Here is a 25770-nt window from a genome sequence, read left to right as displayed (position 1 = left end):
TATTATAACATAGAGGTTTCAAAATGAGATATATAAAATATGAATTATCAGAAAAAACAACCGTAAGAAAATTTCTTCTTAGCAAAGGATATTCTAAAAGAAGCATAGAAGAGATATTATCTGAAGGTTTTTTATTAAATAATCAATTATCTGAAAAATCTAAAAATTTAAAGACGGGAGATAAACTTTTCGTAATAATAAGAGATGAAAATATTGACTACGAGCCTGTCAGAGGGAATTTGAAAATAATATATGAAGATAGGGATACTTTGGTTATCAGTAAAGATCCAAATATTACGGTAAACTCCAAAGGACAAATAAGTCTTGCAAATTATATAGCTTATTATTTTAAAAGTAATAACATAAATTCTAAAGTTAGATTTGTGAATAGGTTAGATATGGATACATCGGGGCTAATACTAGTAGCTAAAAATAAATACGCTCATGCCTTTTATCAAAAACAGATTGAAAATAATGAAATGATTAAGAAATATATTGCTATAGTAGGTCCTAATGCTGATTTAGATATGTTGTACGAAGAAAAATTTGCCTATGACGAAAAGTCGAAATCTTATGTAGTTAGTGAAGATGGCAAAACAGCAAAAACAATATTTAAATCATTGAAATTGCTTGAATATAGAACTATTGTGGAATGCCAAATTTTAACAGGAAAGACTCATCAAATAAGAGCAAGTTTATCATCATTAGGCTACCCAATATTTGGAGATAAACTTTATGGGTCAGACAAAAATCTTGATAGATTTTTACTTCACTCATATAAGTTATCATTTAGGAATTTCAAGGATGAGGAAAACATCAAACTAGTTGATTATCCTAATTTCATAAGCTTTAGGGATGAATGATGAAAACAATATAATTTGCATAAATCCTTTTCATATTATATAATAAAATCATCCTAAGGTGTTTGGTCCAAATTTAAACCTACAACTACTATAAGGGATTGCGGAGTTCTAACTTCGATGACAAGCCTCCAAAGAGTGGAAGTCAGAGATTTTAGACAGCTTGCCCACCTTCACATACGGGAAGGTATTAAAAATAGGGCCCCCTTGGGATTTATTTTTAAATAAGTTTTATTTTAGTTGTTATGGGTATAAATAATCTAAGATAAAAATAACAAAGGAGTATATATGTCAATATCAGATTACATTGAAGAAAGAGCAAAAGCTAAAAAAAGAGAAGTAAAATATGAAATTTGGAAAGCTAAAAATCACGATAGCAGAATGAGAGCTCAAGGAGCAATTCTTGGAACACTACTAGGTGTGACTGCAGGAGTATTATTAGCACCAAAATCAGGAAAAGAAACTAGAGAAGATATAGTTGATGCTTTCAATGATACAGTAGATACTGTAAAAGATGGAGCTATCAATGCCGTAGATACTGCTAAAGATGGCTATGAAGATTTAAGGTATAGAGCATACACAGATCTACAACCAATCAAAGACGGTTTCGAATACGGAACAGAGATTGTTAAAGAAACTGGAGAAAATGTAAAAGAAGCTACAAAATCTGCAGCAACTAATTTAAAAGATGGAGCAAGCGATGTAAAAGATATCGTAAAAGAAGGTGCTAAAGAAACTAAAAAGGTTGCTGAAGAAACAGGAAAAGATGTAAAGAAAGATGCTGAAAAAGCTGCTGATGATGTAAAAGAAGGCGCTAAGGAAGCTAAAAAAGAAGCAAAAGAAACAGCTAAAGAAGTAAAAGAAGAAGATAAAAAAGCTAAGAAAAACTAAGGAGATTTAAATGGTAACCATTAACTTTAATCTTCTTGGAAATGTAATATTAACAATCCTAGGGATTGTAGCTTTAGTGTTTTTGATTCTTCTACTAAAGAATGTAAATTCACTAATACAAAAAATCCAAGGAGTACTTGATAAGAATTCAACTAATCTTGATCAAGTAATAAACAAGTTGCCTGAGCTTGCAGATCAAGCAAATACACTTGTAGCAAATGTTAATACAATAGCATCTGATCCTAATTTGAAGATGGCAATAGCTAAGGCTAATGACACTATGACAAATGTAAATAGCATAACAGACGATATTAGAGATACTGTAAACTATGTCGGAGTAACAGCTGTTGATAGTGTTGATACATTAGGAGCAGGAGTTGCCTCTATTACAGATTACTCAACATTAATTATGGATGTAATTGATATAGCTAGAAATGTAATATCAGGTAGATAAGATTAAGGTCATCATTTGATGGCCTTAATTATTTTATAAAAATATAATAATTGATAAAGGAGGGAAAATGGGTCAACCAACAATAAAGGATGTAGCAAAACTTGCTGGAGTATCTATATCAACTGTATCAAGAGTTATGAACAATTCAAAGCCAGTTAGCCCAGAAGCTAGAAAAAAAGTTCTTGATGCGATTAATAAACTTGACTTTAAACCTAATGAACTTGCTAGATCTCTTGTAATGAGAAAGTCAAACCTAGTGGGTGTTATAGTTGAAGACATAGGTATAGAATATATGGCTCAACTTATAAGAGGTATAGAGGAAATAGGAAGAGTTTACAAGTACGATATTTTACTATCTAGCTCATATGGTGATGAAGAAGCTTTAGAAAATTCAATAGATTTTTTAGCTACTAAGCAAGTAGAAGGTCTAGTTATCATAACTGAAAATATTTCTCCTGAAGTTTTAGTTAAACTTAGGGATAGAAGAATTCCTTTTGTACTTCTTGATAAATACCATACATACAAGAATGTTAAATCCGTAAAAGTTGATTACAAGGAAGAAGCTAAAAGACTTGTCGAGAGTTTGATAGATGATGGACACGAAAAGATCTTATATATAAACCATTCTGAAAATAACATTTTAAATGAAAATATGCTAAATGGATATAGAGAAGCTATTTCTAATAATGAAAAAAAATCTTATATCATTGAAACAGATGGCATTAGTTCAGATGATGGCTATAATATTGGTGAGAAAGTGTATCATTTCGTCAAAAAAGAAGGCATAACAGCTGTAACTTGTGTAAATGATAATGTCGCTATCGGATTTATCAATTATTGTATTGATAATAATATTTCTGTACCAGATGATTTATCTGTAGCAGGATTTGGTGATTCTAGTATAGCAAGTATTTATAGACCAAAACTAAGCACAGTTTCAATACCTTATTACGATATTGGTGCAATTTCAATTAGAGCTTTGATTAAAAGAATCAAGGAAGAAGAGGATATTCTCGAAGATGATTGGATAATAGACGGTCAAATTATTAAAAGGGAATCTACAAAGGCTATCAAATAATAGCAGGCTAAGAGCTTATTGTTTATTTATAAAAATATAGTAAAATAATAGTATAAGAATAAAATAGGAGGCATGAATATGGCAGAAAGAAAAGTAGTAGTAGCTAATGAAACTGGCCTACACGCAAGACCAGCTGCATCATTAGTACAATTCGTTAAAAATTACCCAGGTGAGGTTAAGATAATAAAAGACGGCAAAGAAGCAAATGCTAAATCAATCTTCAACGTAATGAGCCTAGGAATAGCTAAAGGAACTGAAATAACTTTAGTTGTTGAAGGTGAAGATGAAGAAAAATTTGCAGATGAACTTGTTGAATTTGTCAATAACTTATCTGAATAATACGATTGAATAGAAGGATACTTAACAGTATCCTTTTTTTAAAATAAGGAGTAATTAATAATGACTGAAAGATATGAAGGAATAAAAGCTAGTGGAGGACTTGCCATTGGTAATTTATATCTATTTTCTAGAGAAGAAGTAGTAGTTGATGATAGGAAAATAAGGGAAGAAGAAGCAGATGATGAGTTTAAGAAGGTAAAAGATTCTATAAATGCCTATATAGACCAACTTTCAAATAATGAAGGAGCAAGCGAAGCTCAAAAAAATATAGCAGCTGCTCACACTGAATTATTGTCTGACCCATATTTTACAGATACAATAGAATCAAAAATAAAAAATGAACTTAAAAATTCTGAATTAGCTTTGGATGAAACAATCAAAGAAATGGTTGAGATAATGAGTCAAATCGATGATGATTATCTTAGAGAGCGTGCAAGCGATTATAAAGATATTGGCTTACAAGTAATGTATAAGCTAAAGAAAATCACACCAAAAGATTTAGCTCACCTTGATAAAAATAGTATTGTTATTTCAAAAGAATTGACTCCATCAGATACTTCAAATATGGACAAAGAAGCCGTAGTTGGGTTTGCAACAGATCTAGGTGGTAAAACTAGCCACACATCAATAATAGCTCAAACCCTTGATATGCCTGCGCTTGTTGGTATTGGAGATATTTCTACAAAAATCAAAGGTGGAGAAAAAGCTATTCTTGACGGAAATGAAGGTTTATTAATTGTAAATCCTAGCCAAGAAGAGATTGACAATTACACTGCCCTAATCAAGGAACAAAAAGAAAAGAAAGAAAGACTTAAACTAATAAAAGATAAAGAAGCTGTTACAAAAGATGGAAAGAAAATAGAAGTTTCAGCTAATATTGGTAACTTAGAAGACCTTAAAATTGCCATAGAAAATGGTTGTGATGGGGTAGGATTATTTAGAACTGAATTTTTATATATGCAAAGTTCGGAATTTCCTAGCGAAGAAAAACAATTCGAAGTATATAAAGAAGCCACACAAATGCTTGGAGATAAACCGCTAATTATTAGAACTCTTGATATTGGTGGAGATAAGGGTCTTGATTACTTTGATTTCCCTAAAGAAGAAAATCCATTTTTAGGATACAGAGCTATTAGACTTTGCTTAGATAAAAAAGAAATGTTTAAAGATCAACTTAGAGCTTTGGTTAGAGCGTCTGCTTTTGGTAATCTAAAAATAATGATTCCATTTGTAGTAAATATAAATGAGCTTAAAGAAGCTAGAAACATGATCGAAGAGATTAAAAAAGAGCTTGACCAAGAAGGCATATCTTACAATAAAGATCTCGATGTCGGAATAATGGTAGAAACTTCTGCTTCAATAATCATGGCAGACAAGTTTATCAAATACGCTGACTTCTTCTCTATAGGAACAAATGACTTAACTCAATATACTTTGGCAGTAGATAGAGGAAATGAAAATATAGCTGATTTATATTCAAATTACAACCCTGCTGTCCTTAGAGCAATCAAACATATTATTGATATTTCTCATGAAGCTGGCAAATGGACAGGTATGTGTGGAGCCTTTGCTTCAGATACAGAAGCTACTAAGCTATTATTGGGATTAGGTTTAGATGAGTTTTCTGGTTCATCTGCTAAAATTGCAGAAATCAAAGATACAATTATAAACTCAGATCAAAATAAAGAATCTGAATTTGCTGCTAAAGCAATAGATTGCGAATCGACTGAAGAAGTAGAAAGTCTTGTAAAAGAGCATAAATAAAATGAAAGATGATTATGGTTTCCTAAAACATACAGATTTTTTTTCTAACAAAGAAATTATTAAAACTGTTGAAAAAATTTCTAAAAATAAATTAAAAGTTACAACAACTGACGAAAATTATTATGTTGTGTCACTATATGATATGGATGATCATGAGAATATATCAAATGAGAAATTTATCCAAGATCGTCTGGATAAAATTGGTCTAGATCCTCTATTAATTTATGAAGAGGGGATACTACCAGATATAAATAAGTCTTATAAAATTTTTGAATATAGAAAAGAAATATCGTTAGAAGAGTTTTTAGATAAAGCAAATTGTGAAAATTCTTTTAGGATAGGTGAAAGCTTTGGTAAGATATTAAAAAATATACACCAAACTAGAATAACTGAACCAGTAGATTGGGAGAAGAAATTTTTAACTAAAGCTAACTATCTTTTCTATATCCATGGCTTATCTGAAAATATAGGAGATTCTGACTATATCCTAATAGATTATATTGAAGCTAATATTCATCTTACAAAAAATACACCAATAAATCTTATCTATGGCAAGATAAATGAAAAAAATATCAGAGTATATGATGAAAATAAACTCGATTTGAGAGCCGTAAAAGAGATTATATACGGAGATGGAGTATTTGATTTTGTAGATATAAATAAGTTAGCAATAAAATATCCGGATTTTGCTAGAGGCGTACTAGAAGGATATTTTGATTATAATAAGCCAACTAGAAAGTTTTATAGACTTTTAAGCTTATATCAAGCTTATATTTTACTTTACAATAAGGTTTTGAAGGATCATGAAAAGGATCATAATCTAGAAGAAAATGAAATTGATGCTATCATGCAGATGTATGATAACTTTAATCAATTGATACCTAGCTGGGCTCAATAGTACGAAAGATGCTTAAGGATTCCTTAGGCATCTTTTTATATTATTAAAATTGAATATCTAGTTAATTTATGATAACATTTTACTATAGATAGTGGAGGAATAAAATGAAGAAATATATATGGATTTTTTTCGGATCCTTTTTAATTTCTGCTGGTTTATATTTTTTCTTGATACAGCATGATATAGCAGCAGGTGGTGTATCTGGATTTTCTGTAGTCCTATCAAATATCTTTCCAGTGCTTTCGGTAGGTGTTGCAAATGCAGTTTTAAACGTCCTTATAATGTCTTTGGGTGTTGTAATTTTAGGGTTTGATTTTGCTAAAAAATCCATATTTGCCTCCTTAATTTTATCCGTGTTTATAATTATCTTCGAGAGAGTTTTTCCTAATGTTATTTTAACTAATGATAAAATAATCAATATTATATTTGGTGCGATAACAATGAGTTTAGGATTGGCTATAGTTTTCTATAACGGTTCATCTACAGGCGGAACAGATCTTATAGCTTCTGTATTAAATAAACTTACAGGAATACCAATACATATATCGATGTTTTTAGCTGATTTTGTAGTTGTAATTTCATCAATGATTGTTTTTGGAGTAGAATTAGGTCTATATGCTGTTTTGACGATTATGATTCAATCGATAGGTATCGATTACTTTATCCAAGGTTTTGGTAGAAAAATAGCTATACTAGTCATATCTGATAAATATGAAGAAATAAATAAATTAATAATTTCTAAACATAAAAAAGGTGTCACCTTGCTAAAGGCCGAGGGAGGATATTCTTATGATGACAAAAAAGTTGTTATGACTGTTACACCGTTTAGAATGTATCCGAAAATTAGAGAAGAAATTATAAATGTTGATAAAAAAGCGTTTATATTCACATATCAAGTATCAGAAGTATTGGGAGAAGGATTTACCTTTGACCAATTTAGTGAGAATTAGGAGAAAAAAATTAAAGAGTTTAGTATAAAAAGATTTAATAAAAATAAAGCTTATCTGAAAACAAAGATGGGGGATGCTGTTATTGACAAAGTCCTTGTCAAAGATAAAAAAATTGGTGATAAAGTTGATGCGGTCTTATATCATGATAGAAATCAAGTTCTTAGGGCTAGTATAGATTTTCCCTATGAAGTTGGAAGCATTGAGTCATTGACAGCAGTTGATATTGATAAAAAAGGTGTTTATTTTAAAATTAGTGATAATAGAAATTTATTTATGCCTTTTGAAGAAAGAACATATAAGGTTCTAATGGATATGACATATCCTGTAGTAATAAAAGAAAATAATGCCGGGTATGTATATCTAAGTTCAAAAATTAGAGATCTATTATCAAATGATCATGAATACAAAGAAAATGATGAGGTTAGTGGAAGAATATATTCCATAAATAAGGCAATTGGAGCATTTATAGCAATAGATAATAAGTATGATTCTCTTTTAAGAATCCATGAGCTAAGAGGTGTTCATATTGAAGGTGAACTCATTGAAGCAAGGGTTAAAGAAGTTAAATCAGACGGAAAAATTGAACTATCCTTAAGACAAAGAGCTCATATACAAATGGATGCTGATAGTGATAGGATACTAGATTATTTATATGAAAATGATGGTGTTGTTTATCTTTCTGATAGATCTTCCCCTGATAAGATATTTAAAATATTTAACATGAGCAAATCTGCATACAAGAGAGCTATCGGTAGACTTTATAAAAATAACGATATTGTTATATATAATAATAGAATAGAATTGAAAGAAGGTAAGAATGACAGAAAATAACAAACTGCTAGCAGAAGTAAACGGCAAGAAAATTTATACACAAGATGTTTATAAACTAATGACAAATATGGAAGATGGCCAAAGATTTAATAATGAAGAAGGTATAAAAGTTCTTTGCGATGAAATTGTAAATCAAGAAATTCTTTTAAAAGATGCTGTAGATAAGAAACTTGACGAAGAAACAGACTTTGTGAAAGAGCTAGAAGCTGTAAAAGATAATATGCTTAAGAATTATGCTATGCACAAGATTTTTGAAGAAATTAAGTTAGATGATAGTGAAATAAAAGCTTATTATGAAAAAAACAAAGAGAATTTGAATCCACCTTTATTATATGAAGCATCCCATATTTTAGTTAAAGATTTAGATGAAGCTAATAAAATCAAAAAAGAAATAGACGAAGGTCTAGAATTTTCTGAAGCAGCCAAGAAATATTCCATAGATCCATCTAAGGATAATGGAGGATCACTAGGTAAATTCCCTAAGGGTGTAATGGTAAAAGAATTCCAAGAAGGTTTAGATTCTATAGAAGTCGGTCAAATATCAGATCCTGTTAAGTCTCAGTTCGGATATCACTTGATTAAACTCGAAAATATAGAAAATGTCGAGACTCCTTCATATGATGAAATTAAAGATCAAGTTAAACAAAGAGTTTTAATGATTAAAAGACAAGAGGCTTATCTAAACAAGCTTGACGAAATTAAAAAGGATATTGAAGTAAAGAAATATTACTAGGATAAGCTATGGATTATGTAACAGATAAAGATAATCTAAGCGAATATGTAAAAGGTCTCACTGAAAAATATACTAATAATAAATCCAGTAATTTAATAGAGACTTTAATATTAGATACCGCAAGAGATTTAAAGCTTGATATTGTTAATGTTGATGATAGCTATTATATAAAAAAAGGCGAGAAACCCAAGGCTCTCTTGCATTTAAACATAGATTATAATAAAAACAACTTATCTTTTTCGATAGAAGATTATGATAAAGAAATAATAAAATCTGAATATAGTATAAACCTGATAATTTCATCCATTCTAATTTGTTATTTATTAGATTTTAGCCATGAGAGCTTTGATGTTCTTATAACTCATAACAACATTGACATGTGTGATATGAAATACAATGCAGTAGCTAATATACTTAGGACTGATAATGTAATAAACTTTAATTTAAGACAAGCAAATTGCATAGCAGATGAGTTTTCATCATTGAAACTTTTCTTAAATCAAGTAAAGGTTGAAAGATTTAAACCGGCATATGAATTTGGTAGCTACAGGATTAGCTTGCATGATTTAAGTGGAGGACATGCTGGAGAAGAGTCAGATAAAGTAAAATTAAATTCAATTAAGCTTTTGGTAACTATTATTAGAAAAATAAAAGCTAAAGTAGACATAGATATAGTTTCTTTAGTTGGCGGTGAAAGATATGAGTATATACCTTCGACGTCTTATATAGATTTCGTAGTTGATAGACAATATGAAGCGGATCTATTAAATATATTTGAGATAGTTAAAAATGAGAGTTTAGAAAAGAACTTAAAGTATGAGCCTGATATGAAACTCAGTCTAACTAAAATAGATACAAAGAAAAAAGATCCTATAACCAAAGAATCGTTTAATTATCTAGCATCATTTATTGAATTGATTCCAATGGGAAGCTTTTTTGTAAACTCAATTGATGATAAAACTATTAGCTCAAGTAATCTTGCGGCAGCTAGAAGTCTTAAAAATCATGTTAATTTAATTATAGTACTCAGATCTTTATCAGAAGACAGTATGAATTCTATGATTGAAAGAATAAATGTCGCCTCTTCAATATCTAATTCTATTTTAAATGAGAAATTCCATATTGATAAATGGAAAAATAAAGATACTTATTTGACTGACGTTTTCAAAACGGCTTATAGTGAAATAAATAATGATGAATTAAATGTTGTAAAGACCCAATATTCGCTAGACAGTAGTATTATATTCAATGACTTAAATGTGAAAATCATATCAATTGGGGTAAAATATAAGAAAGCAGATAATGTATATTATTCAAGTGTTGAAGACTTATTTTTAGTTGTAAATTTACTTGAAAAAGTACTTAATAAAATTTATTAAAGTTAGGAGAGACTATGACAGAAAAATTCAATCTACATGGTCATGAAGTAGAATTTGGTAAGAACCAAGGCAAGGCCATCATTGAAATAGGATTTGATGAAAACACAGATCAATGTTATTTAGTTGATATATTCACAGTTGATGAAACAGACTACGTTGCCTTGTTGTCTAGCGATAGTTCACAAATTTACTTATTTTACTACAATGATTCCTTTGACAACGACGATATCAATTTAGAAATAATAGATGATGAAGAAGAACTAGACGAAGTTTTCCATATATTTAGTCACTATTGGGACGAAGAAGCCCTCGATAATCTAGTTGATGATTATGAAAGTGATATGGACGAAGACGAAATGATAGATGAATAATATACCTTATTATTCAGTCAGTGAGTATTATAAAGATACTTACGGAGAAAAAGTATATAAACTGCCTATAAAACTATCACTAACTTGTCCAAATAGAGATGGATCTTGTGGAGTTGGTGGTTGTATCTTCTGTTCAGAGGCAGGAGGTTCATTTGAGAATCTTCCAACAAGTATGACTGTAGAGGAACAGTTAAGTAGTAACAAAGATTATATAGGTAGTAGATATAAAGCGAACAAATTCATAGCTTACTTTCAAAATTTTTCAAATACTTACATGCCACTTAGTGAGTTTAAAGAAGTAATAAATGCTTGCAACAAGGACTATATAGTTGCTATCGCTGTTTCAACTAGAAGTGATTGTGTGACTTATGATAAGTTAGTTTTTCTAAATGAATTTAGAGAAAAAACAGGCATAGATATTACATTTGAACTTGGTTTGCAGACTGCTAATTATAAAACGCTAGATATCTTAAACAGAGGTGAATCTCTAGCTGATTTTATAAAAGCTGTAAGTCTACTTAAAGAATTTAATATAAGAGTGTGCACACATGTCATCTTATCACTTCCTTGGGATGATATCAGGGATGTGATAGAAAGTGCAAGGGTTATAAACGCCCTATCTGTCAAAGAAGTTAAGATGCATTCATTATTTATAGTTAAAGATACAAAACTTGCTAATATGTATTTAAACAATGAAATAAAGATGATTAGCAAGGAAGAATATCAGAGAAATGTAATTGAGTTTCTAAGACATTTGGATAAGGATGTTGCAATAGCTAGACTTGTTGGGCGTGCTCCAAAAGAAGAGACTTTGTTTTGTAATTGGGATACGTCTTGGTGGTTAATAAGAGATGAGATTGTTAAATATATGAATGACAATGAAATTGTTCAAGGTGATAAAAGCAAAAATAAAATTTTTGAAAAAATAAAGGAGGATTGAAATGATTTATTTAGTATTAGGTGAGCAAGGTGTTGGTAAAACAAAATATCTAGTAGAAGAAGCTAACAAAGAAAAAGAAAAAGGTAATAACAACATAGTATTTATAGATGCTGATGATAGCCAAATTACAACTCTTGACTACAAAGTAAGACTAATAAATGCTAAAAGCTACAAAGTAGCTAATGTTGATGGACTATTAGGATTTGTTGGTGGAATACTTGCTCGTGACTATGATATCGGAAAAATCTACATCGACGGTATATATGATATTATTGATATTAACGATGATAATATAGAAGAAGTTTGCAATAGACTTAAAAACTTATCTGAATATTCAAAAGCTGACATATACCTAGGATTAGATTGGACAAGTAAAGACGTTCCTAGTTCTCTAGATGCAGAAACTATTGAATTAAAACTAGAAGATTAGTAGTAACCGTCTCACTTGAGACGGTTTTTTATTATGAATATAGAAGAAAAGAAATTAAATTTATTTGAAAATTGGAGAAAGGAATCCATTGGTTTATTAGATGAGTCTAAAATTGATAAAGATGAGTTTTTAAACTTAAATTATAATTTTATTAAAAAACTTGACCTCAAACCTTTTTCTCATATAAGCACTGCAAAAGAAGCAATTTATAACTATCAGTATTACAATATAATGGCAAAAAGATGTAATTTTGAAGCTAGATTATGTCAAAATGTTAAGAAGAAAAAAAAGAATTATAACAAATTAATAAATGATAGGGAAAATTACTACTATTTAAAAGATATAGCTACCCAAAGATTATTGGAAATAATTGATTATAAAAACATGGAGTCCTATTATATAATTCTTAAATCAAAAAGACTTAAAGGCAGTATATTTGAAATTAATGTTCTTGATATGGAAAAAACTGTGCTACATTCGAAGAATAAAAAGTTGCTTGAAAAACTAAGGGAAAAGGGAGTATTTAATGAAGACTCAAAAGAGTCTATAATAGACTCATACGTCAATAAATCATACTAATTATGATAGAAATAGAAATAAGTGAAAATGATGGAAATCAAAGGTTTGATAGATTCTTAAGAAAATATTTTGAAAATGCTCCACTTTCTGTTATACAAAAAAATATAAGGAAGAAAAATTTCAAAATTAACGATAAAAGAGCTAAAAAAGATGACTTTGTGTATGCCAATGACAAGGTCAAGATGTATATCAAGGATGAGGATTATAAGAGATGGCTAACTAAAACAGATTTTAAACCTCAAGACTTTGACCTCAATATTATCTATGAAGATAGAAATATAATTATAATGGATAAAGATCGAGGAGTTCTAACTCATAGTTCATCAAAAAAAGATTATGGAAACAACCTTGTTGACAATATGCTATCTTATTTGTACAAGACCAAATCATTTGACATGTCAGATAAGACGTTTAAACCAGCTGTAGTTAATAGACTTGATAGAAATACTGCGGGGTTAGTTATTGGAGCAAAAAATGCTAAGTCTCTAAGAGCTTTAAATAAAGCAATAAGAGATAATTTGATAGATAAATATTATCTAACAATTGTAAAAGGTAATATAGCAAAAGAATTTACTATTGATACAAATATTAAGAAAAACGAAAATAAAAATAAAATAAAAAAGGCTACTGGTGGATCTAGGATTAGAACTTTCTTTAGACCGATTGAAAGTAACGGCAAATTTACACTTCTAGAATGTAAGCTAGATACAGGAAAAACTCACCAAATAAGATTTTCCCTAAGAGAAAATGGAACTCCAATTATAGGAGATAGAAAATATGGGAGTAAATCTGTTAATGACACCCTAAACAAATATGGAGTACATAATCAAATATTACTTGCATATAAAGTTAAATTTTCAAAAATAAAGGGTTTGGAATATCTAGAAGGTACAGAGTTTTATTCAGAAAAGAAAAAAGAAATATATAGATTAAAAGAAAAGATTTTTACTAAGGAGTAGGAATGAAAAAAGTTATTGGAATTGATATTGGTGGTACAAAGATAAACGCTTGTTTAATAGATGAAGAAGGAAAAATTCTAGAAAGAAAAGAAGTTCCTACAAATGCAAATAGAGGTAGGGAAGTAGTTTTAGATAATATTAAAAATGCTATCTATGCTCTAAATTACAAAGAAGCTAGTGCGATAGGAATTGGTACACCTGGATTTATAGATTCAGAAAATGGCCTTGTAACTTTTGCTGGAAATATAAAGGGATGGACTGGACTTAACTTAAAAGAAGCCGTAGAAGAATTCGTAGATGTTCCTGTTTTTGTAGAAAATGACGCAAATATAGCTCTGATTGCGGAAAAATGGATTGGTTCATGTAAGGATTTTTATAATATAGTCATGATAACCTTAGGAACTGGTTTGGGCGGTGCTATATACACAAAAGAAGGTGGTCTATTAAAAGGATCTAACTTCCAAGGCGCTGAATTAGGACACATGCTTCTACATCCTGATGGAGATCCATGTACATGTGGGCAAAATGGGTGTGCAGAAAGCTATTGTGCAGGTTCTGCTCTAACTAAAGACTATAAAAATCTTACTGGTAAGGAATTGAGTGGCCAGGCAATATTTGATTTAGTTGATAGTGACGATAATGCTAAAAAGGTACTAGATAATTATCAAAAAAATCTTGGATTCTTGCTTACATCTCTAAGAAATATATTCGATCCAGAAGTTATAGTAATAGGCGGAGGAGTAATCCATGCCAAAGATGTATTTTGGGATGGTATGATATCAAGATTTCAAGAATATTGTAATAAGCCAGGTGATGTTGAAATAATACCAGCTCAATTTTTAAATAACGCAGGTGTTATTGGGGCTGCTAAGATTGCCTTTGAGAGGACAACTGATGGAAAATAACAAGATACTTATTGTTGATGATGAAGATCCAATAAGACAGTTTATGAAGATCAACCTTGATTATCAAGGTTATCAAACTGTTGAAGCTGCAAGCGGCGAGGAAGCTATAAAGGTATTTGAAGCAGAAAGGCCAGCGGTTGCTATTTTAGATATTATGCTTCCAGGAATAAGTGGATATGAAGTATGCGAGAAGATACGAGATATTTCACCTATGACTGGAATTATTATGGTTTCAGCTAAATCTCAAGATATAGATAAAATCTTAGGTTTAGAGAAAGGTGCTGATGATTATATTATTAAACCCTTTAACCCACAGGAGTTGATTCTTAGAATTAGATCTCTAATGAGAAGAGTTAATCTAACAAGCAATCAAGATAAAGAAAAGACCAAGCAAACTATAACTGATGGACCCTTTACCCTTGATATATATGCAAAGAGCTTTTTTAAAAACGATAAAGAAATTGATGTAACCCCTACAGAATTTACAATCCTTGAAAACTTTATTAATAATAAAGGAAAAGCAATGACTAGAGATGAGATAATGGCCATGACTTGGGGCAATAACTATAGTAACGATACAAAAATTGTAGATGTAAATATAAGAAGGATAAGAGCTAAGATAGAGGATAATCCTGCCAAACCAGAATATATAGAAACCGTATGGGGCACAGGTTATAGATGGAAATAATAAAAAACGAAGAATTTATAGATAAAGAGATAAAATCTTATAACAATCAAAATCCAAATGATAGTATTAAATTTTCTGTTATTAAAATTGTAATGTTATTTGTTATTACAGTTGTTATTGGATTCGAAATCTTTTCTTTTAACAGCATAAGAATTTACTATGAATCTGCCTTGGCTGATTCTATGAAAAATCAAGCAAGAATAAATCAGCTCCAATATAGTAACTATATGAATAGGTACGACTTGAGTGATATTATAATCGGAGATAAGAACTTATTTTATAGGCAAAACGATACTCAAGTACAAATTCTGGATAATTCTGGAGTTGTTTTATTTGATTCTCAAGCGTCCAATCAAGTTGGAAAAAAACTTGAAACTATTGATGTAAACTCTGCAATTGAAGGAAAGCAAGAATTTATCAAGTCAAAAAGAGAGTCTACTGGAGACAAGGTATTATCACTTTCCTATCCCTTGGTATCCTCAGAGCAACAAGTTGGTATTATTAGAATGACAAGTTCACTAGAAAAAGTGGACAAGAGAATAAGTGATGATACATTTTGGTATATATTATTTGGGCTAATAGTAATATTTGCTGCTCTAATTATTTCTTTTTTTGCAGCAACGAACTTCATAAAGCCAATAAATGACTTAATTGATGTTTCTGAAAAATTAGCTACAGGTGACTATTCAGTAAAAGCGAATGTAAAGGGAAATAATGAGATATCAGAACTTGCTATCACATTAAATAATCTGAGTGAAAACATTGTAAAAAGAGAAGATATGAAAAATGAATTTATATCTTCAGTATCTCATGAACTAAGAACACCACTAACATCTATTAAAGGCTGGGCTATAACCCTACAAGCTCCAGAAATTCAGAAGAATGATGATATGATGAGTCAGGGTTTAAAAATAATAGAAGACGAAGGCGATAGGCTTTCGATGATGGTTGAAGATTTATTAGATTTCTCTAGATTATCTTCTACTAACTATAAATACGATAAAGAAAAACTTGATATCGTAGAGCTTTCTAAACAAATCCATACACAACTTTATCCAAGGACTCAAAGTCAAAATATTGATTTTAAGTTTGTAACTATCTACAAAAATATAATGGTATATGCTGATAAAAATAGGATGAAGGAAGTTCTAATAAATATAATAGATAATGCAATAAAGTTCACTGACGAAGGTGGAAATATAGATTTGATAATAGATCAGAACGAAGATAAGGTCCTGATTACTGTTAAGGATAATGGTGAAGGAATCAAAGAAGATGAAATAGCTTTTGTAGCAAGTAAATTTTACAAAGGTTCTTCTTCAAAATCACATACTGGATTAGGTCTTTCAATTTGCGAAGAAATAATTAAAGGACATGGTGGAAAACTAGTTATTAAGAGTAAGTATACCGTTGGTACATCAGTAATAGTAGAAATTCCGAGGTTAGTAGATGAAGAAAATAGTTAAAAATTTATTTGTTTTGTTAATTATAATTTTACTAACCTCATGTACAAATAAAAGTCCTGAGGAACTTAATAGTCTAATACAGATGCCTAAACAAGATGATTTATCTATAACAGGAACTTGGAAAGTTGTCGATATCAAAAATGGTAAAAAAACTGGGTCAGAAGATAATTACAAAATTGGTGATTTAGTATATATTGACAAAAATTTGGCTGCAATAGGCGATAATTATGCATTTCCACCAACTTATTCCTCTAAGTATGTAAATCTATCTAAGTATTTGGCTAACAGAGGAATTGAAACTCATAATATAGATAAAAATGAAAATGTAGTAGTAATTAATGCATCACAAGGGCAACTTTTTTCAAAAGATTTCATTAAGAAAAGTGAAACAAAAATGTATTTTACTATAAATGATAATTTTATAGAAATTGAAAAGATTTCTAATAAAGTAGATTCAAAAGTACTCGCTGACTATTCTAAGAAAGCTAGCAAAGATAGAACAACTACACCTGATGGTGAAGAAGTAGAAGAAGATGCTGCCCTTTTATTAGGAGTGAGAGAAAGAATAGATAGTTCCGAAGAAGAATCAATATATAATTACTACACTTATCTATTAAGAATAAAGGATTCGGATACAATTTCCTATAAAAAAGTTTATAATATTTTTGTTAAAAATAATGAGGAATATTGGTCAGTTAATTCTAAAAATAATAATATTACTAGTAATTATGACGAAATTATTTCATATCCAGTTAGACTCAGGGATAGAATGATTGATTCAGCTACTAGAACTACTTATTCTTTTAAGGATATAAATCTCGATATGAGAATAAATTACGTTTCAGATGATTTTGTTTCGATAGATTATACGAGAAGTGAAAATGAGAATCCTATAAGAAAATATGCTATATTAGAAACTAAAAATTTGAAGAATCCGAAATTTTTATCCTTAGAAGAATTTACAGGGGAAGAGGATTCTGACTTGATATTTAAAGAAAGAGTATTAGATGAAGCAGAGTCAGAATTTGAAAATATAGACAAAGAAAAAGTAGCTTTTGATAATACAAACTTTGGAATAGTTAGAAATCAAGGGCAATGGATTTTTCAATCCTCAATTCATACTGGCGATGGCGATAGTTTTGTACAGAATTTCTTTCCTATGGAAATTGCCATAGGTAATCAAATGTTAAATAAAAATACTACCGGCAATTCAATAACTAGAGATATGGTTAGAAACATCAACAATCAATTTAAGGATTATTATGTGTTATCTAATGGAAAGTATATTGTTATACAAACTCCTGATGAAATATTGGTTCATAGAATTAAAGATAATTTAATTGAGAAAAACCCAATATACTCAATTCCAACTATAAATTCTTCAACTATTGTTAGTGTTGAAGAACAGCTAGGAACAAGTGCAGAAAATCTCGAGACTGCCTTTACAAACTATAATGAAATTATAGAAGGCAAGAACTGATTTATTTGACTGTAAAATGATAAATCTGTTATTATTTTAAGAGGAGACTATATGGAATTATTATTCGCAACTGGAAATAAGGACAAACTAAAAGAAGTGAAAAAAATGCTCGCTAATGACTCTATAAAGATGCCTAAAGATATTGGTATAGACGATTTTGATGTAATAGAAGATGGTAGCACCTTAAAAGAAAATGCCTATAAAAAAGCTAATGCACTCTATGAGTTAACTAAAAGAGCTGTATTTGCTGATGACACAGGTCTTTTTGTAGAAGCACTTTGTGGTAGACCAGGAATTTATTCTCATAGGTATGCGGGTGATAATGCAAGTTATCTTGACAATAGAAATAAACTATTAAGCGAATTAGAATATAAAGAAAATCGAGATGCCTATTTTGAAACTGTAATAGCTTATATTGATGAGAATGGAAATGATCATTATTTTAATGGAGTTTTGAAAGGCAAAATTAGTAGCGAAGACCGTGGTGAGGGTGAATTTGGTTACGACAAGATTTTTCTAATAGAAGATATTGATAAAACTCTTGGTGAGATGACTATAGAAGAAAAGAATGAAATATCTCATAGAGCAAGAGCTATGAAAAAGTTTAAAGAATTTTTGGATATCAAATGAAAATATTAGTTACAAGTGATACCCATGGTATGTATGATTCTGTTAGTGATTATATTTTAAGTCATGAAGATATTGATTTACTTATCCATGCAGGAGATGGCTTAGAAGATGTGAAAAACATTTATTATGAAACAGGATTAAACTACTACGCTGTAAAGGGTAATAATGATTTTTTTATTAATGAAGAATATGAAAAGGTAATAGATATAGATGGTAAAAGGTTGTTTTTAACTCATGGTCATAAATATGATGTAGGATATACTTATGAAAATTTAGTTGAAAAGGCTTATGAACTTAACTGCGACATAATTGTGTTTGGTCATATACATACCTATGTTAATGAAATTAAAAATGATATTTTATTGTTAAATCCTGGATCTCCATCTCTACCTAGAGATGGAGTAGGTAGCTTTATTATTCTCGATATAAATGATAAAATTAATGTAACAAAAGTAAGTTTGGATTAACGGAGGGTTTATGGCTGGATTAATTAATTTAGTTTCTCAATACTCATCAAGATTAGCAATATTGCCAATTTTTGCTTTTATAATGGGAGCTATATCAGTTGTCCTATATTTTATGAATGAGAAAAGGATAGTTAAATTCATTCCATCTATTGGAGTTGGAATTGTTGGATTAATAATAGGAATCATATCCTTAATAACATTTACAAGCAAAAATGGGCTAAATTTGGCTTGGATTGCTATATTTTTAGTGAGTGCTTCTTTAACAGGCATAATAGTTGCCTTTATGGTGGAATTAATCGTTAAAATAAAAGATAATCTTGAAAATATTGACGAGGAAAATAATAATATCAATCCTAATGGTAATAAAAGAGTAGCGAAGAAACGTCAAGCTATTAAGAAATCAAAAAATAAAGGAGCTTAGTATGGCAAAAAGAAAGGCAGCCTTTTTTGATATAGATGGAACATTATTTAGAAATTCTTTGCTTGTTGAGCATTTTATAAAGCTTAGTGAAAATGGCATACTTTCTGATAATGCATGGTCTGATGAGATTGGACCTTTATTTGAGAAATATCAAAATAGATTAGGAGCTTATGAAGATTATCTTGATAAAGCAGCTCTAGTTTATCAAAAAAGCATAGTTGGATTAGATAAAAGTGTTATTGAAAAATTCTCAAAGCAGGTAATCGAAGAAAACAAGAATAAAGTTTACATGGTAACTAGAAAAGCTGTTGAGTGGCATAGAGCAAATGGTGATTTAATTTTCTTTATTTCTGGTTCTCCTGATTTTTTGGTCGATGATTTTTCTAAGTTTTATGGCGCTACAGAATCAATATCTACATCCTATGTTTTTGATGAAAATAATAAATTTTCTGGTAAAATTAACCCTATGTGGGATGGAAAAAGTAAACTTTCGGCTATCATTGATTTAGATAAGAGGTATAATATTGACTTGGACAGCTCATATTCTTATGGGGATACTAATGGAGATATAACTATGTTTCAAATGGTTGGAAATCCTCATGCTATAAATCCTAGTTTTGAGCTGATTGATAAGCTTTTTTCTGATGAAGATTTGAGGAATAAAGCTGTTATAAACATCGAAAGAAAAGATGTCAATTATAATTTTAGATTAAAAGATATGCAGGTGGAATTTAAAAAGTTTTAAGAATTTTAGATGAATATACTTTTACTATTTAATTTATTTTGGCTAAATTGAAAGAAAAATATACGAAAATTAATTTTCTATGAATATTGTTTCTTTAATTTAGCTTTTTTAATTCTAAGCAAACAAGAAAATCAATAAAATAAATGGATTTTATGGTAAAATAGTATAAGAGGTAGGAATGTAATGAAGGCAAATTTAAGTGAACAATATCCAATAATTGAAAAACTTGAATATAATTTTTTAGTAAATGAAGATATATACTCATTGAACACACTTATGTCTTTGTTACATGATAAGAACTTTATCAATTTTTCAAAGAATTCTTTTTATGTTAATGATTATGTACTAAAGAATTTGAAAAAATATTTCTGGAATCTTAGAGACATCGATCAAATAATAGATTCTTTAGATAGCCTAATATCTTCTGATATATATAGATATGAATATGTCATATCAATTAAAGCTCAATTTAGAGCGTTCAGAGATAAAAAGGCAGTAGATAAATTAGAATATACATTGATAGATGAATTTGGTGCCGACTACTTAATAGAATCTACAAATTTTTACTATAATAGGTTTGATCCTAAAATTATCGATATAAGTAACGAGTTTAAAAGAAAAATATACGATAATAAAGGACTTGTAAAAGAATTAAATAAAGACATCAAGGCTTATGCTGATTTGATGCTTAAAGAAAAGATTTACAATATAGATACAACGACTCACAAACAGCTTAGTTTCGACACTGATTCTATATTTACTGAAGACATAACAAGTCAACAATCTAAAAAAATGTATGAAAAAACACTTACATATTTATATAAATCAATAGTTGACACTTATGCTGAGTATTACTTTAGAGGTCTAATTAGGGAAGTGTTTAGGAGATATCAATAGGGCTTATAGCCCTTTTTATTTTGGAGATTATGATTATATTAGGAATAGACCCAGGAATAGCAATTATGGGTTATGGAGTAATTGAATTTAAAAATAATAAGGTTAAAGTATTAGAAAATGGTGTAATAACAACTTCATCAAAAACAAAGACAGGAAAAAGACTAGAGTTGTTATATGATAATTTAGATGATATAATAAACGAATTTAATCCAGATGAATTTGCTATTGAAGAATTATTTTTTAATGCTAATGTAAAAACTGCGATAACTGTTGGGCATGCTAGAGGAATTCAAGTCCTTTGTGCACAAAAAAATAATTTGCCAATCTATGAATATACACCATTACAGATCAAACAGGCAATCACAGGATACGGAAGAGCTAATAAGAGACAAATGCAGCTAACTATTACTAAGCTTCTTAACTTGAAAGAAATTCCAAAGCCAGATGATGCGGCAGATGCTTTGTCAGTAGCCTTGTGCCATGCCCTAAGTCAAAGGTTTAAAGAAAGTTTTAGGTTGAATTAATGATATCATATATTATAGGTCAAATTAGAGCGATAAATGAAGATAACTTCGTAATTGAAAATAACAATATGGGATATATTATATTTTCTTCACTTACAACTCTTGCTAATATTGAAATAAATAACGAGTATAAGATTTATACTTCTATGCAAGTTAGAGAAGACGATATTTCCCTTTTTGGATTTATTAGTAAAGATGAGCTAGAAATGTTTTTACATCTTACTAGTGTTTCTACAATTGGTCCTAAGACAGCTCTTGGAATATTGTCTTCGTTATCAGTTAATGAGATTAAAAATGCTATATTAAATAACGATATAAATAAGCTAACTGTAGCAAAAGGAATAGGTAAGAAGTCTGCTTCTAGAATAATTTTGGAATTAGTGGATAAAGTTAAAAAGATGAATTTTATTCCAATAGAAAAATCAGAGGATGTAAGCGTAGTAAATGAAGACTTCGATGTTGCTAAAGAAGCACTATTAAACCTAGGCTATCAGAAAAATGACATTGATAGAGTTCTCTTGGAGCTAAAAGATAATGAATTAAGTCTAGAGGGACTAATAAAAGAAAGTTTAAAAAGATTGATTTAGGTGATTAAATGTATGATGAAAATGATAGAATAGTAAGCAGTAATGAACAAGTAGAAGATTTATTTGCTGAAAATAGCATAAGACCAAAGTGGCTAAAAGATTACATAGGTCAAGATAAAGTTAAAGAAAAATTAGATATTTTCATCAAGTCTTCACTTTCTAGAAATGAGCCGCTAGATCATGTTTTGCTTCAGGGTCCTCCAGGCCTAGGTAAAACAACCTTGTCGACTATAATAGCAAACGAGCTTGGTGTAAATCTTAGAGTAACAAGTGGGCCAGCTATTGAACGTCCTTCTGATTTGGCGAGTATCTTAACCAATCTTTCTAGTGGGGATGTTTTATTTATAGATGAGATACACAGGATAAATAGGTCTGTAGAAGAGATTCTATATTCAGCTATGGAAGATTTTGTTTTAGATATCATAGTTGGAAAAGGTCCTAATGCTCAGTCTATTAGAATTGATTTGGAAAAATTCACCCTTATAGGAGCTACAACTAGAGCTGGAATGCTTTCAGCTCCTCTTAGGGATAGATTTGGAGTATTGCTTGCTCTAAACTTATATGATACAAAAGATCTTACTACGATAGTTAAAAGGTCTGCTCAAATTTTAGATATTCCAATTGATGACAAAGGAGCTATAGAGATAGCTAGAAGATCAAGAGGGACACCAAGGATAGCAAATAGATTGCTAAAAAGAGTTAGAGATTTTGCTATAGTTAAGGCTGATGAAAAGATAGATTATGATACTAGTAAAAAGGGCCTTGAATTGTTAGAGATTGATCCAATGGGTCTTGATACAATGGATAAAAAAATAATTATGACCATGTATGACAATTTTGGTGGTGGCCCTGTAGGTGTGGATACTATAGCCGCATCAACAGGTATTGAAAATGTAACAATAGAAGATGTATATGAACCATATTTGCTTCAAATAGGATTTATAACTAGAACTCCTAGGGGTAGAGTTTTAACAAGAAAAGCATATGAACATTATGGTTTAAAAATAGAGGAGTAAGATGAGAACAGAAGATTTTGATTATTATTTACCAGAAGATTTAATTGCCCAACATCCATCAGATAAAAGAGATGAAGCTAGGATGATGGTTTTAGATAAGAAAACTGGAGAAATTTGCGATAAGTACTTTTATAATGTTATAGATTACCTAAATCCAGGTGATGTATTAGTTATGAATGATACCAGAGTTATCCCAGCGAGACTATTTGGTCATAGAGAGGGCAAAGATGAGTCTATCGAAGTATTTTTACTTCACAATATAGAAGGCAAAAAGTGGGAAGTCTTGGTAAGACCTGGGAAGAAAATGAAAATAGGAACTGAGGTCATATTCTCAGATGAACTTAGCGCAAGAGTAATTGATATCAAAGAAGACGGAAATAGGGTGGTGGAATTTTCTTATGAAGGAATATTCAATGAAATACTTGATAAACTAGGAAATGTTCCACTTCCTCCATATATTAAGGAAAAATTAAAGGATCCTGAAGAATATCAAACAGTTTATTCTAAAAACCCTGGATCTGTAGCAGCACCTACAGCTGGACTTCACTTTACTAAAGATCTTCTTAAAAGAATAGAAGAAAAGGGAGTAAAGCTTGCATTTCTAACGTTAAACGTTGGACTTGGAACATTTAGACCTGTCAATGAAGAAGATATTACAGATCATAAAATGCACTCAGAATTCTACACTCTAAATAAAGAAACTGCTGATATAATAAATAATGCTAAGAAAAATAATAAAAAAATAATAGCAGTTGGTACTACAAGTATCAGAACCTTGGAGTCAGTTTATAAAAAATGCGGTGAGATTAGGGAAGATTCTGGTTGGACAGATATTTTTATATATCCTGGTTTTGAGTATAAAGTTGTAGATTCAGTTATTACAAACTTCCACCTACCTAAATCAACTCTGATAATGTTAGTTGCTGCCTTTACTAGCAAAGATATAATTTTAAATGCATATAATTACGCAGTTAAAGAAAAATATAGGTTCTTTAGCTTTGGAGATTGTATGCTAATTCAATAAGGAGAATTATGGCTTTAACATACGAATTAATTAAAAAAGACAAACACACTAATGCTCGTGTAGGAGTGATCCATACAGCTCATGGAGATATTCCTACTCCAATATTTATGCCTGTAGGTACCCTTGGTACTGTAAAAACAATGACACCAGAAGACTTAGAAGAGATGGGTGCAAAAATAATCCTTGGAAACACTTACCATTTATATCTAAAACCTGGAATGGACATTATGAAAAAAGCCGGAGGACTACACAAATTCATGAATTGGGATAAGCCAATTCTTACAGATTCAGGTGGTTTTCAAGTGTTTTCTTTATCTGATAATAGAAAGATAACAGAAGAGGGAGTTACTTTTAGATCTCACATAGACGGATCCAAGCACCTGTTTACACCAGAAAAATCAATCAGTATACAAAATGATATTCATTCAGATATAATGATGAGTTTTGACGAGTGTGTTGATGCTAGAGCTGATTATAACTATGTAGAAAATTCTATGAAAAGAACATTAAGATGGGCTAAGAGAGGTCTTGATTATCACAAAGAAAACTCCCACCCAGACCAATCTCTCTTTGGAATAGTTCAAGGTGGAATGTTTAAGGACTTAAGAGAAATATCAGCGAGAGAAACTACAGCTATGGATTTCGATGGATATTCTATAGGAGGATTATCTGTTGGGGAAACTAAAGAAGAAATGATTGATATCTTGAACTTTACAACTCCATTTTTACCAGAAAATAAACCGAGATATAACATGGGTGTGGGTACTCCTGATTACTTGTTTGAATCTTTCCAAGCAGGAATAGATATGGCAGATTGTGTCCTTCCAACAAGAATTGCAAGAAATGGTACTGCCTTGACTTCACATGGAAGACTAGTAGTTAAAAATGCAGGATTTAAAGAAGATTTTACTCCACTAGACCATGAGTGTGATTGTTATACTTGTAGAAATTACTCAAGAGCTTATATTAGACATTTGATGAATGTTAATGAAATACTTGGTGCTAGATTATTAACCTATCATAACCTTTATTTCTTGTTGAAACTATGTGAAAATATCAGACAAGCAATAATGGAAGACAGATTTTTAGAATACAAGGAAGAATTTTATAGTAAATACGGTTATTAATGAAATTAGAATATTTAATCATAATAATAATTTTATACTATTTTTATGAAACTAGTCTTAAAAATGAAATGATTGAAAAGAAGAATAAAAAATTTATAGATAATAATTTGTCTGAAGGTTCTAAAATTGTAACTAAATCAGGAATAATAGGCGAAGTGACGAAGATAGACGATAGTTATGTAATGATAGCAACAGGAACTTTGGATAATATAACATATCTTAAGGTTGAAAAAGATTCAATTAAATCAATTTTGGACATGTAGAATGTAAGGGAGGCTAAAGCCTCCTTTCTTTATAAGAAAGATTTAAGTAGTATAGTTAATAAGAAGAAAGGAAG

31 protein-coding genes are annotated in these 25770 nt (G+C 30.0%); all 31 read left to right on the top strand.

Features of this window, described 5'->3' with window-relative positions; translation table 11 throughout:
* Positions 1–23: 23 nt before the first annotated feature.
* The 31 genes from E0D87_RS07720 to yajC all read left to right on the top strand — a co-directional run bounded on the left by E0D87_RS07720 (position 24) and on the right by yajC (position 25696).
* The gene (locus E0D87_RS07720) at positions 24–863 is read left to right on the top strand and encodes an RluA family pseudouridine synthase (RefSeq protein WP_130820018.1); all 840 of its coding nucleotides are present in this window, start codon (positions 24–26) and stop codon (positions 861–863) included.
* Positions 864–1148: 285 nt separating this feature from the next.
* Positions 1149–1751: a YtxH domain-containing protein gene (locus E0D87_RS07715; RefSeq protein WP_130820017.1), complete on the top strand. Its 603-nt coding sequence runs from the start codon at positions 1149–1151 to the stop codon at positions 1749–1751.
* A gap of 10 nt (positions 1752–1761) precedes the next feature.
* On the top strand, positions 1762–2205 hold the full coding sequence (locus tag E0D87_RS07710) for a hypothetical protein (protein ID WP_130820016.1): 444 nt from the start codon (positions 1762–1764) through the stop codon (positions 2203–2205).
* A gap of 67 nt (positions 2206–2272) precedes the next feature.
* Positions 2273–3283, top strand: coding sequence for a LacI family DNA-binding transcriptional regulator (locus E0D87_RS07705; RefSeq protein WP_130820015.1), 1011 nt, complete (start codon positions 2273–2275; stop codon positions 3281–3283).
* Positions 3284–3361: 78 nt separating this feature from the next.
* On the top strand, positions 3362–3622 hold the full coding sequence (locus tag E0D87_RS07700) for an HPr family phosphocarrier protein (RefSeq protein ID WP_004834366.1): 261 nt from the start codon (positions 3362–3364) through the stop codon (positions 3620–3622).
* A 60-nt stretch (positions 3623–3682) separates the two neighbouring features.
* Positions 3683–5386, top strand: a complete 1704-nt coding sequence (gene ptsP, locus E0D87_RS07695; RefSeq protein ID WP_130820014.1) for a phosphoenolpyruvate--protein phosphotransferase — start codon at positions 3683–3685, stop codon at positions 5384–5386.
* A gap of 1 nt (position 5387) precedes the next feature.
* The gene (locus E0D87_RS07690) at positions 5388–6284 is read left to right on the top strand and encodes a kanamycin kinase (RefSeq protein WP_130820013.1); all 897 of its coding nucleotides are present in this window, start codon (positions 5388–5390) and stop codon (positions 6282–6284) included.
* Between the two features lie 104 nt (positions 6285–6388).
* A complete protein-coding gene (locus E0D87_RS07685; RefSeq protein WP_130820012.1) occupies positions 6389–7234 on the top strand; it encodes a YitT family protein in 846 nt (281 codons plus the stop codon).
* A 66-nt stretch (positions 7235–7300) separates the two neighbouring features.
* Entirely contained in the window at positions 7301–8065 is a 765-nt protein-coding gene (locus E0D87_RS07680; protein ID WP_207278284.1) for a S1 RNA-binding domain-containing protein, read from the top strand.
* The gene (locus tag E0D87_RS07675; protein WP_130820011.1) at positions 8052–8798 is read left to right on the top strand and encodes a peptidylprolyl isomerase; all 747 of its coding nucleotides are present in this window, start codon (positions 8052–8054) and stop codon (positions 8796–8798) included. The genes E0D87_RS07680 and E0D87_RS07675 overlap by 14 nt, the downstream gene beginning before the upstream one ends.
* Before the next feature lie 8 nt (positions 8799–8806).
* Positions 8807–10177, top strand: coding sequence for a zinc-binding metallopeptidase family protein (locus E0D87_RS07670; protein WP_130820010.1), 1371 nt, complete (start codon positions 8807–8809; stop codon positions 10175–10177).
* Between the two features lie 14 nt (positions 10178–10191).
* Positions 10192–10548 (top strand): DUF1292 domain-containing protein, encoded by a 357-nt coding sequence (locus tag E0D87_RS07665; RefSeq protein WP_130820009.1) that lies wholly within the window; start codon positions 10192–10194, stop codon positions 10546–10548.
* Positions 10541–11488: a tRNA modification radical SAM protein MnmL/YtqA gene (gene mnmL, locus E0D87_RS07660; RefSeq protein ID WP_130820008.1), complete on the top strand. Its 948-nt coding sequence runs from the start codon at positions 10541–10543 to the stop codon at positions 11486–11488. Before E0D87_RS07665 ends, mnmL begins: the two co-directional genes overlap by 8 nt.
* Before the next feature lies 1 nt (position 11489).
* On the top strand, positions 11490–11918 hold the full coding sequence (locus E0D87_RS07655; RefSeq protein WP_004834232.1) for a hypothetical protein: 429 nt from the start codon (positions 11490–11492) through the stop codon (positions 11916–11918).
* 33 nt (positions 11919–11951) lie between these two features.
* Positions 11952–12497 (top strand): DUF6648 family protein, encoded by a 546-nt coding sequence (locus E0D87_RS07650; protein ID WP_130820007.1) that lies wholly within the window; start codon positions 11952–11954, stop codon positions 12495–12497.
* Positions 12498–12499: 2 nt separating this feature from the next.
* The gene (locus E0D87_RS07645) at positions 12500–13456 is read left to right on the top strand and encodes a pseudouridine synthase (protein ID WP_130820006.1); all 957 of its coding nucleotides are present in this window, start codon (positions 12500–12502) and stop codon (positions 13454–13456) included.
* A gap of 2 nt (positions 13457–13458) precedes the next feature.
* Positions 13459–14361, top strand: coding sequence for an ROK family protein (locus E0D87_RS07640; protein WP_130820005.1), 903 nt, complete (start codon positions 13459–13461; stop codon positions 14359–14361).
* On the top strand, positions 14351–15049 hold the full coding sequence (locus E0D87_RS07635) for a response regulator (RefSeq protein WP_130820004.1): 699 nt from the start codon (positions 14351–14353) through the stop codon (positions 15047–15049). Before E0D87_RS07640 ends, E0D87_RS07635 begins: the two co-directional genes overlap by 11 nt.
* Positions 15040–16515 (top strand): sensor histidine kinase, encoded by a 1476-nt coding sequence (locus E0D87_RS07630; protein WP_130820003.1) that lies wholly within the window; start codon positions 15040–15042, stop codon positions 16513–16515. The genes E0D87_RS07635 and E0D87_RS07630 overlap by 10 nt, the downstream gene beginning before the upstream one ends.
* The gene (locus E0D87_RS07625; protein ID WP_130820002.1) at positions 16499–17995 is read left to right on the top strand and encodes a hypothetical protein; all 1497 of its coding nucleotides are present in this window, start codon (positions 16499–16501) and stop codon (positions 17993–17995) included. Before E0D87_RS07630 ends, E0D87_RS07625 begins: the two co-directional genes overlap by 17 nt.
* A 51-nt stretch (positions 17996–18046) precedes the next feature.
* Positions 18047–18625 carry an RdgB/HAM1 family non-canonical purine NTP pyrophosphatase gene (rdgB, locus tag E0D87_RS07620; protein ID WP_130820001.1) on the top strand — a complete coding sequence of 193 codons (579 nt, stop codon included), beginning with the start codon at positions 18047–18049 and terminating at the stop codon, positions 18623–18625.
* A complete protein-coding gene (locus E0D87_RS07615; protein WP_130820000.1) occupies positions 18622–19092 on the top strand; it encodes a YfcE family phosphodiesterase in 471 nt (156 codons plus the stop codon). The genes rdgB and E0D87_RS07615 overlap by 4 nt, the downstream gene beginning before the upstream one ends.
* A gap of 10 nt (positions 19093–19102) precedes the next feature.
* Positions 19103–19513, top strand: a complete 411-nt coding sequence (locus E0D87_RS07610; protein ID WP_130819999.1) for a hypothetical protein — start codon at positions 19103–19105, stop codon at positions 19511–19513.
* A 1-nt stretch (position 19514) separates the two neighbouring features.
* Positions 19515–20258 (top strand): HAD family hydrolase, encoded by a 744-nt coding sequence (locus tag E0D87_RS07605; RefSeq protein ID WP_130819998.1) that lies wholly within the window; start codon positions 19515–19517, stop codon positions 20256–20258.
* Between the two features lie 183 nt (positions 20259–20441).
* On the top strand, positions 20442–21155 hold the full coding sequence (locus E0D87_RS07600) for a hypothetical protein (protein WP_130819997.1): 714 nt from the start codon (positions 20442–20444) through the stop codon (positions 21153–21155).
* A 29-nt stretch (positions 21156–21184) separates the two neighbouring features.
* On the top strand, positions 21185–21679 hold the full coding sequence (ruvC, locus tag E0D87_RS07595) for a crossover junction endodeoxyribonuclease RuvC (protein ID WP_130819996.1): 495 nt from the start codon (positions 21185–21187) through the stop codon (positions 21677–21679).
* On the top strand, positions 21679–22266 hold the full coding sequence (ruvA, locus tag E0D87_RS07590) for a Holliday junction branch migration protein RuvA (RefSeq protein WP_130819995.1): 588 nt from the start codon (positions 21679–21681) through the stop codon (positions 22264–22266). Before ruvC ends, ruvA begins: the two co-directional genes overlap by 1 nt.
* 8 nt (positions 22267–22274) lie before the next feature.
* A complete protein-coding gene (ruvB, locus tag E0D87_RS07585; RefSeq protein WP_130819994.1) occupies positions 22275–23282 on the top strand; it encodes a Holliday junction branch migration DNA helicase RuvB in 1008 nt (335 codons plus the stop codon).
* Between the two features lies 1 nt (position 23283).
* Positions 23284–24306, top strand: coding sequence for a tRNA preQ1(34) S-adenosylmethionine ribosyltransferase-isomerase QueA (gene queA, locus E0D87_RS07580; protein ID WP_130819993.1), 1023 nt, complete (start codon positions 23284–23286; stop codon positions 24304–24306).
* 8 nt (positions 24307–24314) lie between these two features.
* Positions 24315–25433, top strand: coding sequence for a tRNA guanosine(34) transglycosylase Tgt (gene tgt / locus E0D87_RS07575; protein WP_130819992.1), 1119 nt, complete (start codon positions 24315–24317; stop codon positions 25431–25433).
* Positions 25433–25696: a preprotein translocase subunit YajC gene (yajC, locus tag E0D87_RS07570; RefSeq protein WP_130819991.1), complete on the top strand. Its 264-nt coding sequence runs from the start codon at positions 25433–25435 to the stop codon at positions 25694–25696. Before tgt ends, yajC begins: the two co-directional genes overlap by 1 nt.
* Positions 25697–25770: the final 74 nt, after the last annotated feature.

Source organism: Anaerococcus vaginimassiliensis (assembly GCF_900626155.1).
GTDB classification, from domain to species: domain Bacteria; phylum Bacillota; class Clostridia; order Tissierellales; family Peptoniphilaceae; genus Anaerococcus; species Anaerococcus vaginimassiliensis.
This window is presented reverse-complemented; position numbering and strand designations above follow the sequence as displayed.

Coding starts and splice junctions, on each gene's coding strand:
- E0D87_RS07720 (WP_130820018.1), top strand. CDS start 24: ATGAGATATATAAAATATGAATTATCAGAAAAAACAACCGTAAGAAAA.
- E0D87_RS07715 (WP_130820017.1), top strand. CDS start 1,149: ATGTCAATATCAGATTACATTGAAGAAAGAGCAAAAGCTAAAAAAAGA.
- E0D87_RS07710 (WP_130820016.1), top strand. CDS start 1,762: ATGGTAACCATTAACTTTAATCTTCTTGGAAATGTAATATTAACAATC.
- E0D87_RS07705 (WP_130820015.1), top strand. CDS start 2,273: ATGGGTCAACCAACAATAAAGGATGTAGCAAAACTTGCTGGAGTATCT.
- E0D87_RS07700 (WP_004834366.1), top strand. CDS start 3,362: ATGGCAGAAAGAAAAGTAGTAGTAGCTAATGAAACTGGCCTACACGCA.
- ptsP (WP_130820014.1), top strand. CDS start 3,683: ATGACTGAAAGATATGAAGGAATAAAAGCTAGTGGAGGACTTGCCATT.
- E0D87_RS07690 (WP_130820013.1), top strand. CDS start 5,388: ATGAAAGATGATTATGGTTTCCTAAAACATACAGATTTTTTTTCTAAC.
- E0D87_RS07685 (WP_130820012.1), top strand. CDS start 6,389: ATGAAGAAATATATATGGATTTTTTTCGGATCCTTTTTAATTTCTGCT.
- E0D87_RS07680 (WP_207278284.1), top strand. CDS start 7,301: ATGGGGGATGCTGTTATTGACAAAGTCCTTGTCAAAGATAAAAAAATT.
- E0D87_RS07675 (WP_130820011.1), top strand. CDS start 8,052: ATGACAGAAAATAACAAACTGCTAGCAGAAGTAAACGGCAAGAAAATT.
- E0D87_RS07670 (WP_130820010.1), top strand. CDS start 8,807: ATGGATTATGTAACAGATAAAGATAATCTAAGCGAATATGTAAAAGGT.
- E0D87_RS07665 (WP_130820009.1), top strand. CDS start 10,192: ATGACAGAAAAATTCAATCTACATGGTCATGAAGTAGAATTTGGTAAG.
- mnmL (WP_130820008.1), top strand. CDS start 10,541: ATGAATAATATACCTTATTATTCAGTCAGTGAGTATTATAAAGATACT.
- E0D87_RS07655 (WP_004834232.1), top strand. CDS start 11,490: ATGATTTATTTAGTATTAGGTGAGCAAGGTGTTGGTAAAACAAAATAT.
- E0D87_RS07650 (WP_130820007.1), top strand. CDS start 11,952: ATGAATATAGAAGAAAAGAAATTAAATTTATTTGAAAATTGGAGAAAG.
- E0D87_RS07645 (WP_130820006.1), top strand. CDS start 12,500: ATGATAGAAATAGAAATAAGTGAAAATGATGGAAATCAAAGGTTTGAT.
- E0D87_RS07640 (WP_130820005.1), top strand. CDS start 13,459: ATGAAAAAAGTTATTGGAATTGATATTGGTGGTACAAAGATAAACGCT.
- E0D87_RS07635 (WP_130820004.1), top strand. CDS start 14,351: ATGGAAAATAACAAGATACTTATTGTTGATGATGAAGATCCAATAAGA.
- E0D87_RS07630 (WP_130820003.1), top strand. CDS start 15,040: ATGGAAATAATAAAAAACGAAGAATTTATAGATAAAGAGATAAAATCT.
- E0D87_RS07625 (WP_130820002.1), top strand. CDS start 16,499: ATGAAGAAAATAGTTAAAAATTTATTTGTTTTGTTAATTATAATTTTA.
- rdgB (WP_130820001.1), top strand. CDS start 18,047: ATGGAATTATTATTCGCAACTGGAAATAAGGACAAACTAAAAGAAGTG.
- E0D87_RS07615 (WP_130820000.1), top strand. CDS start 18,622: ATGAAAATATTAGTTACAAGTGATACCCATGGTATGTATGATTCTGTT.
- E0D87_RS07610 (WP_130819999.1), top strand. CDS start 19,103: ATGGCTGGATTAATTAATTTAGTTTCTCAATACTCATCAAGATTAGCA.
- E0D87_RS07605 (WP_130819998.1), top strand. CDS start 19,515: ATGGCAAAAAGAAAGGCAGCCTTTTTTGATATAGATGGAACATTATTT.
- E0D87_RS07600 (WP_130819997.1), top strand. CDS start 20,442: ATGAAGGCAAATTTAAGTGAACAATATCCAATAATTGAAAAACTTGAA.
- ruvC (WP_130819996.1), top strand. CDS start 21,185: ATGATTATATTAGGAATAGACCCAGGAATAGCAATTATGGGTTATGGA.
- ruvA (WP_130819995.1), top strand. CDS start 21,679: ATGATATCATATATTATAGGTCAAATTAGAGCGATAAATGAAGATAAC.
- ruvB (WP_130819994.1), top strand. CDS start 22,275: ATGTATGATGAAAATGATAGAATAGTAAGCAGTAATGAACAAGTAGAA.
- queA (WP_130819993.1), top strand. CDS start 23,284: ATGAGAACAGAAGATTTTGATTATTATTTACCAGAAGATTTAATTGCC.
- tgt (WP_130819992.1), top strand. CDS start 24,315: ATGGCTTTAACATACGAATTAATTAAAAAAGACAAACACACTAATGCT.
- yajC (WP_130819991.1), top strand. CDS start 25,433: ATGAAATTAGAATATTTAATCATAATAATAATTTTATACTATTTTTAT.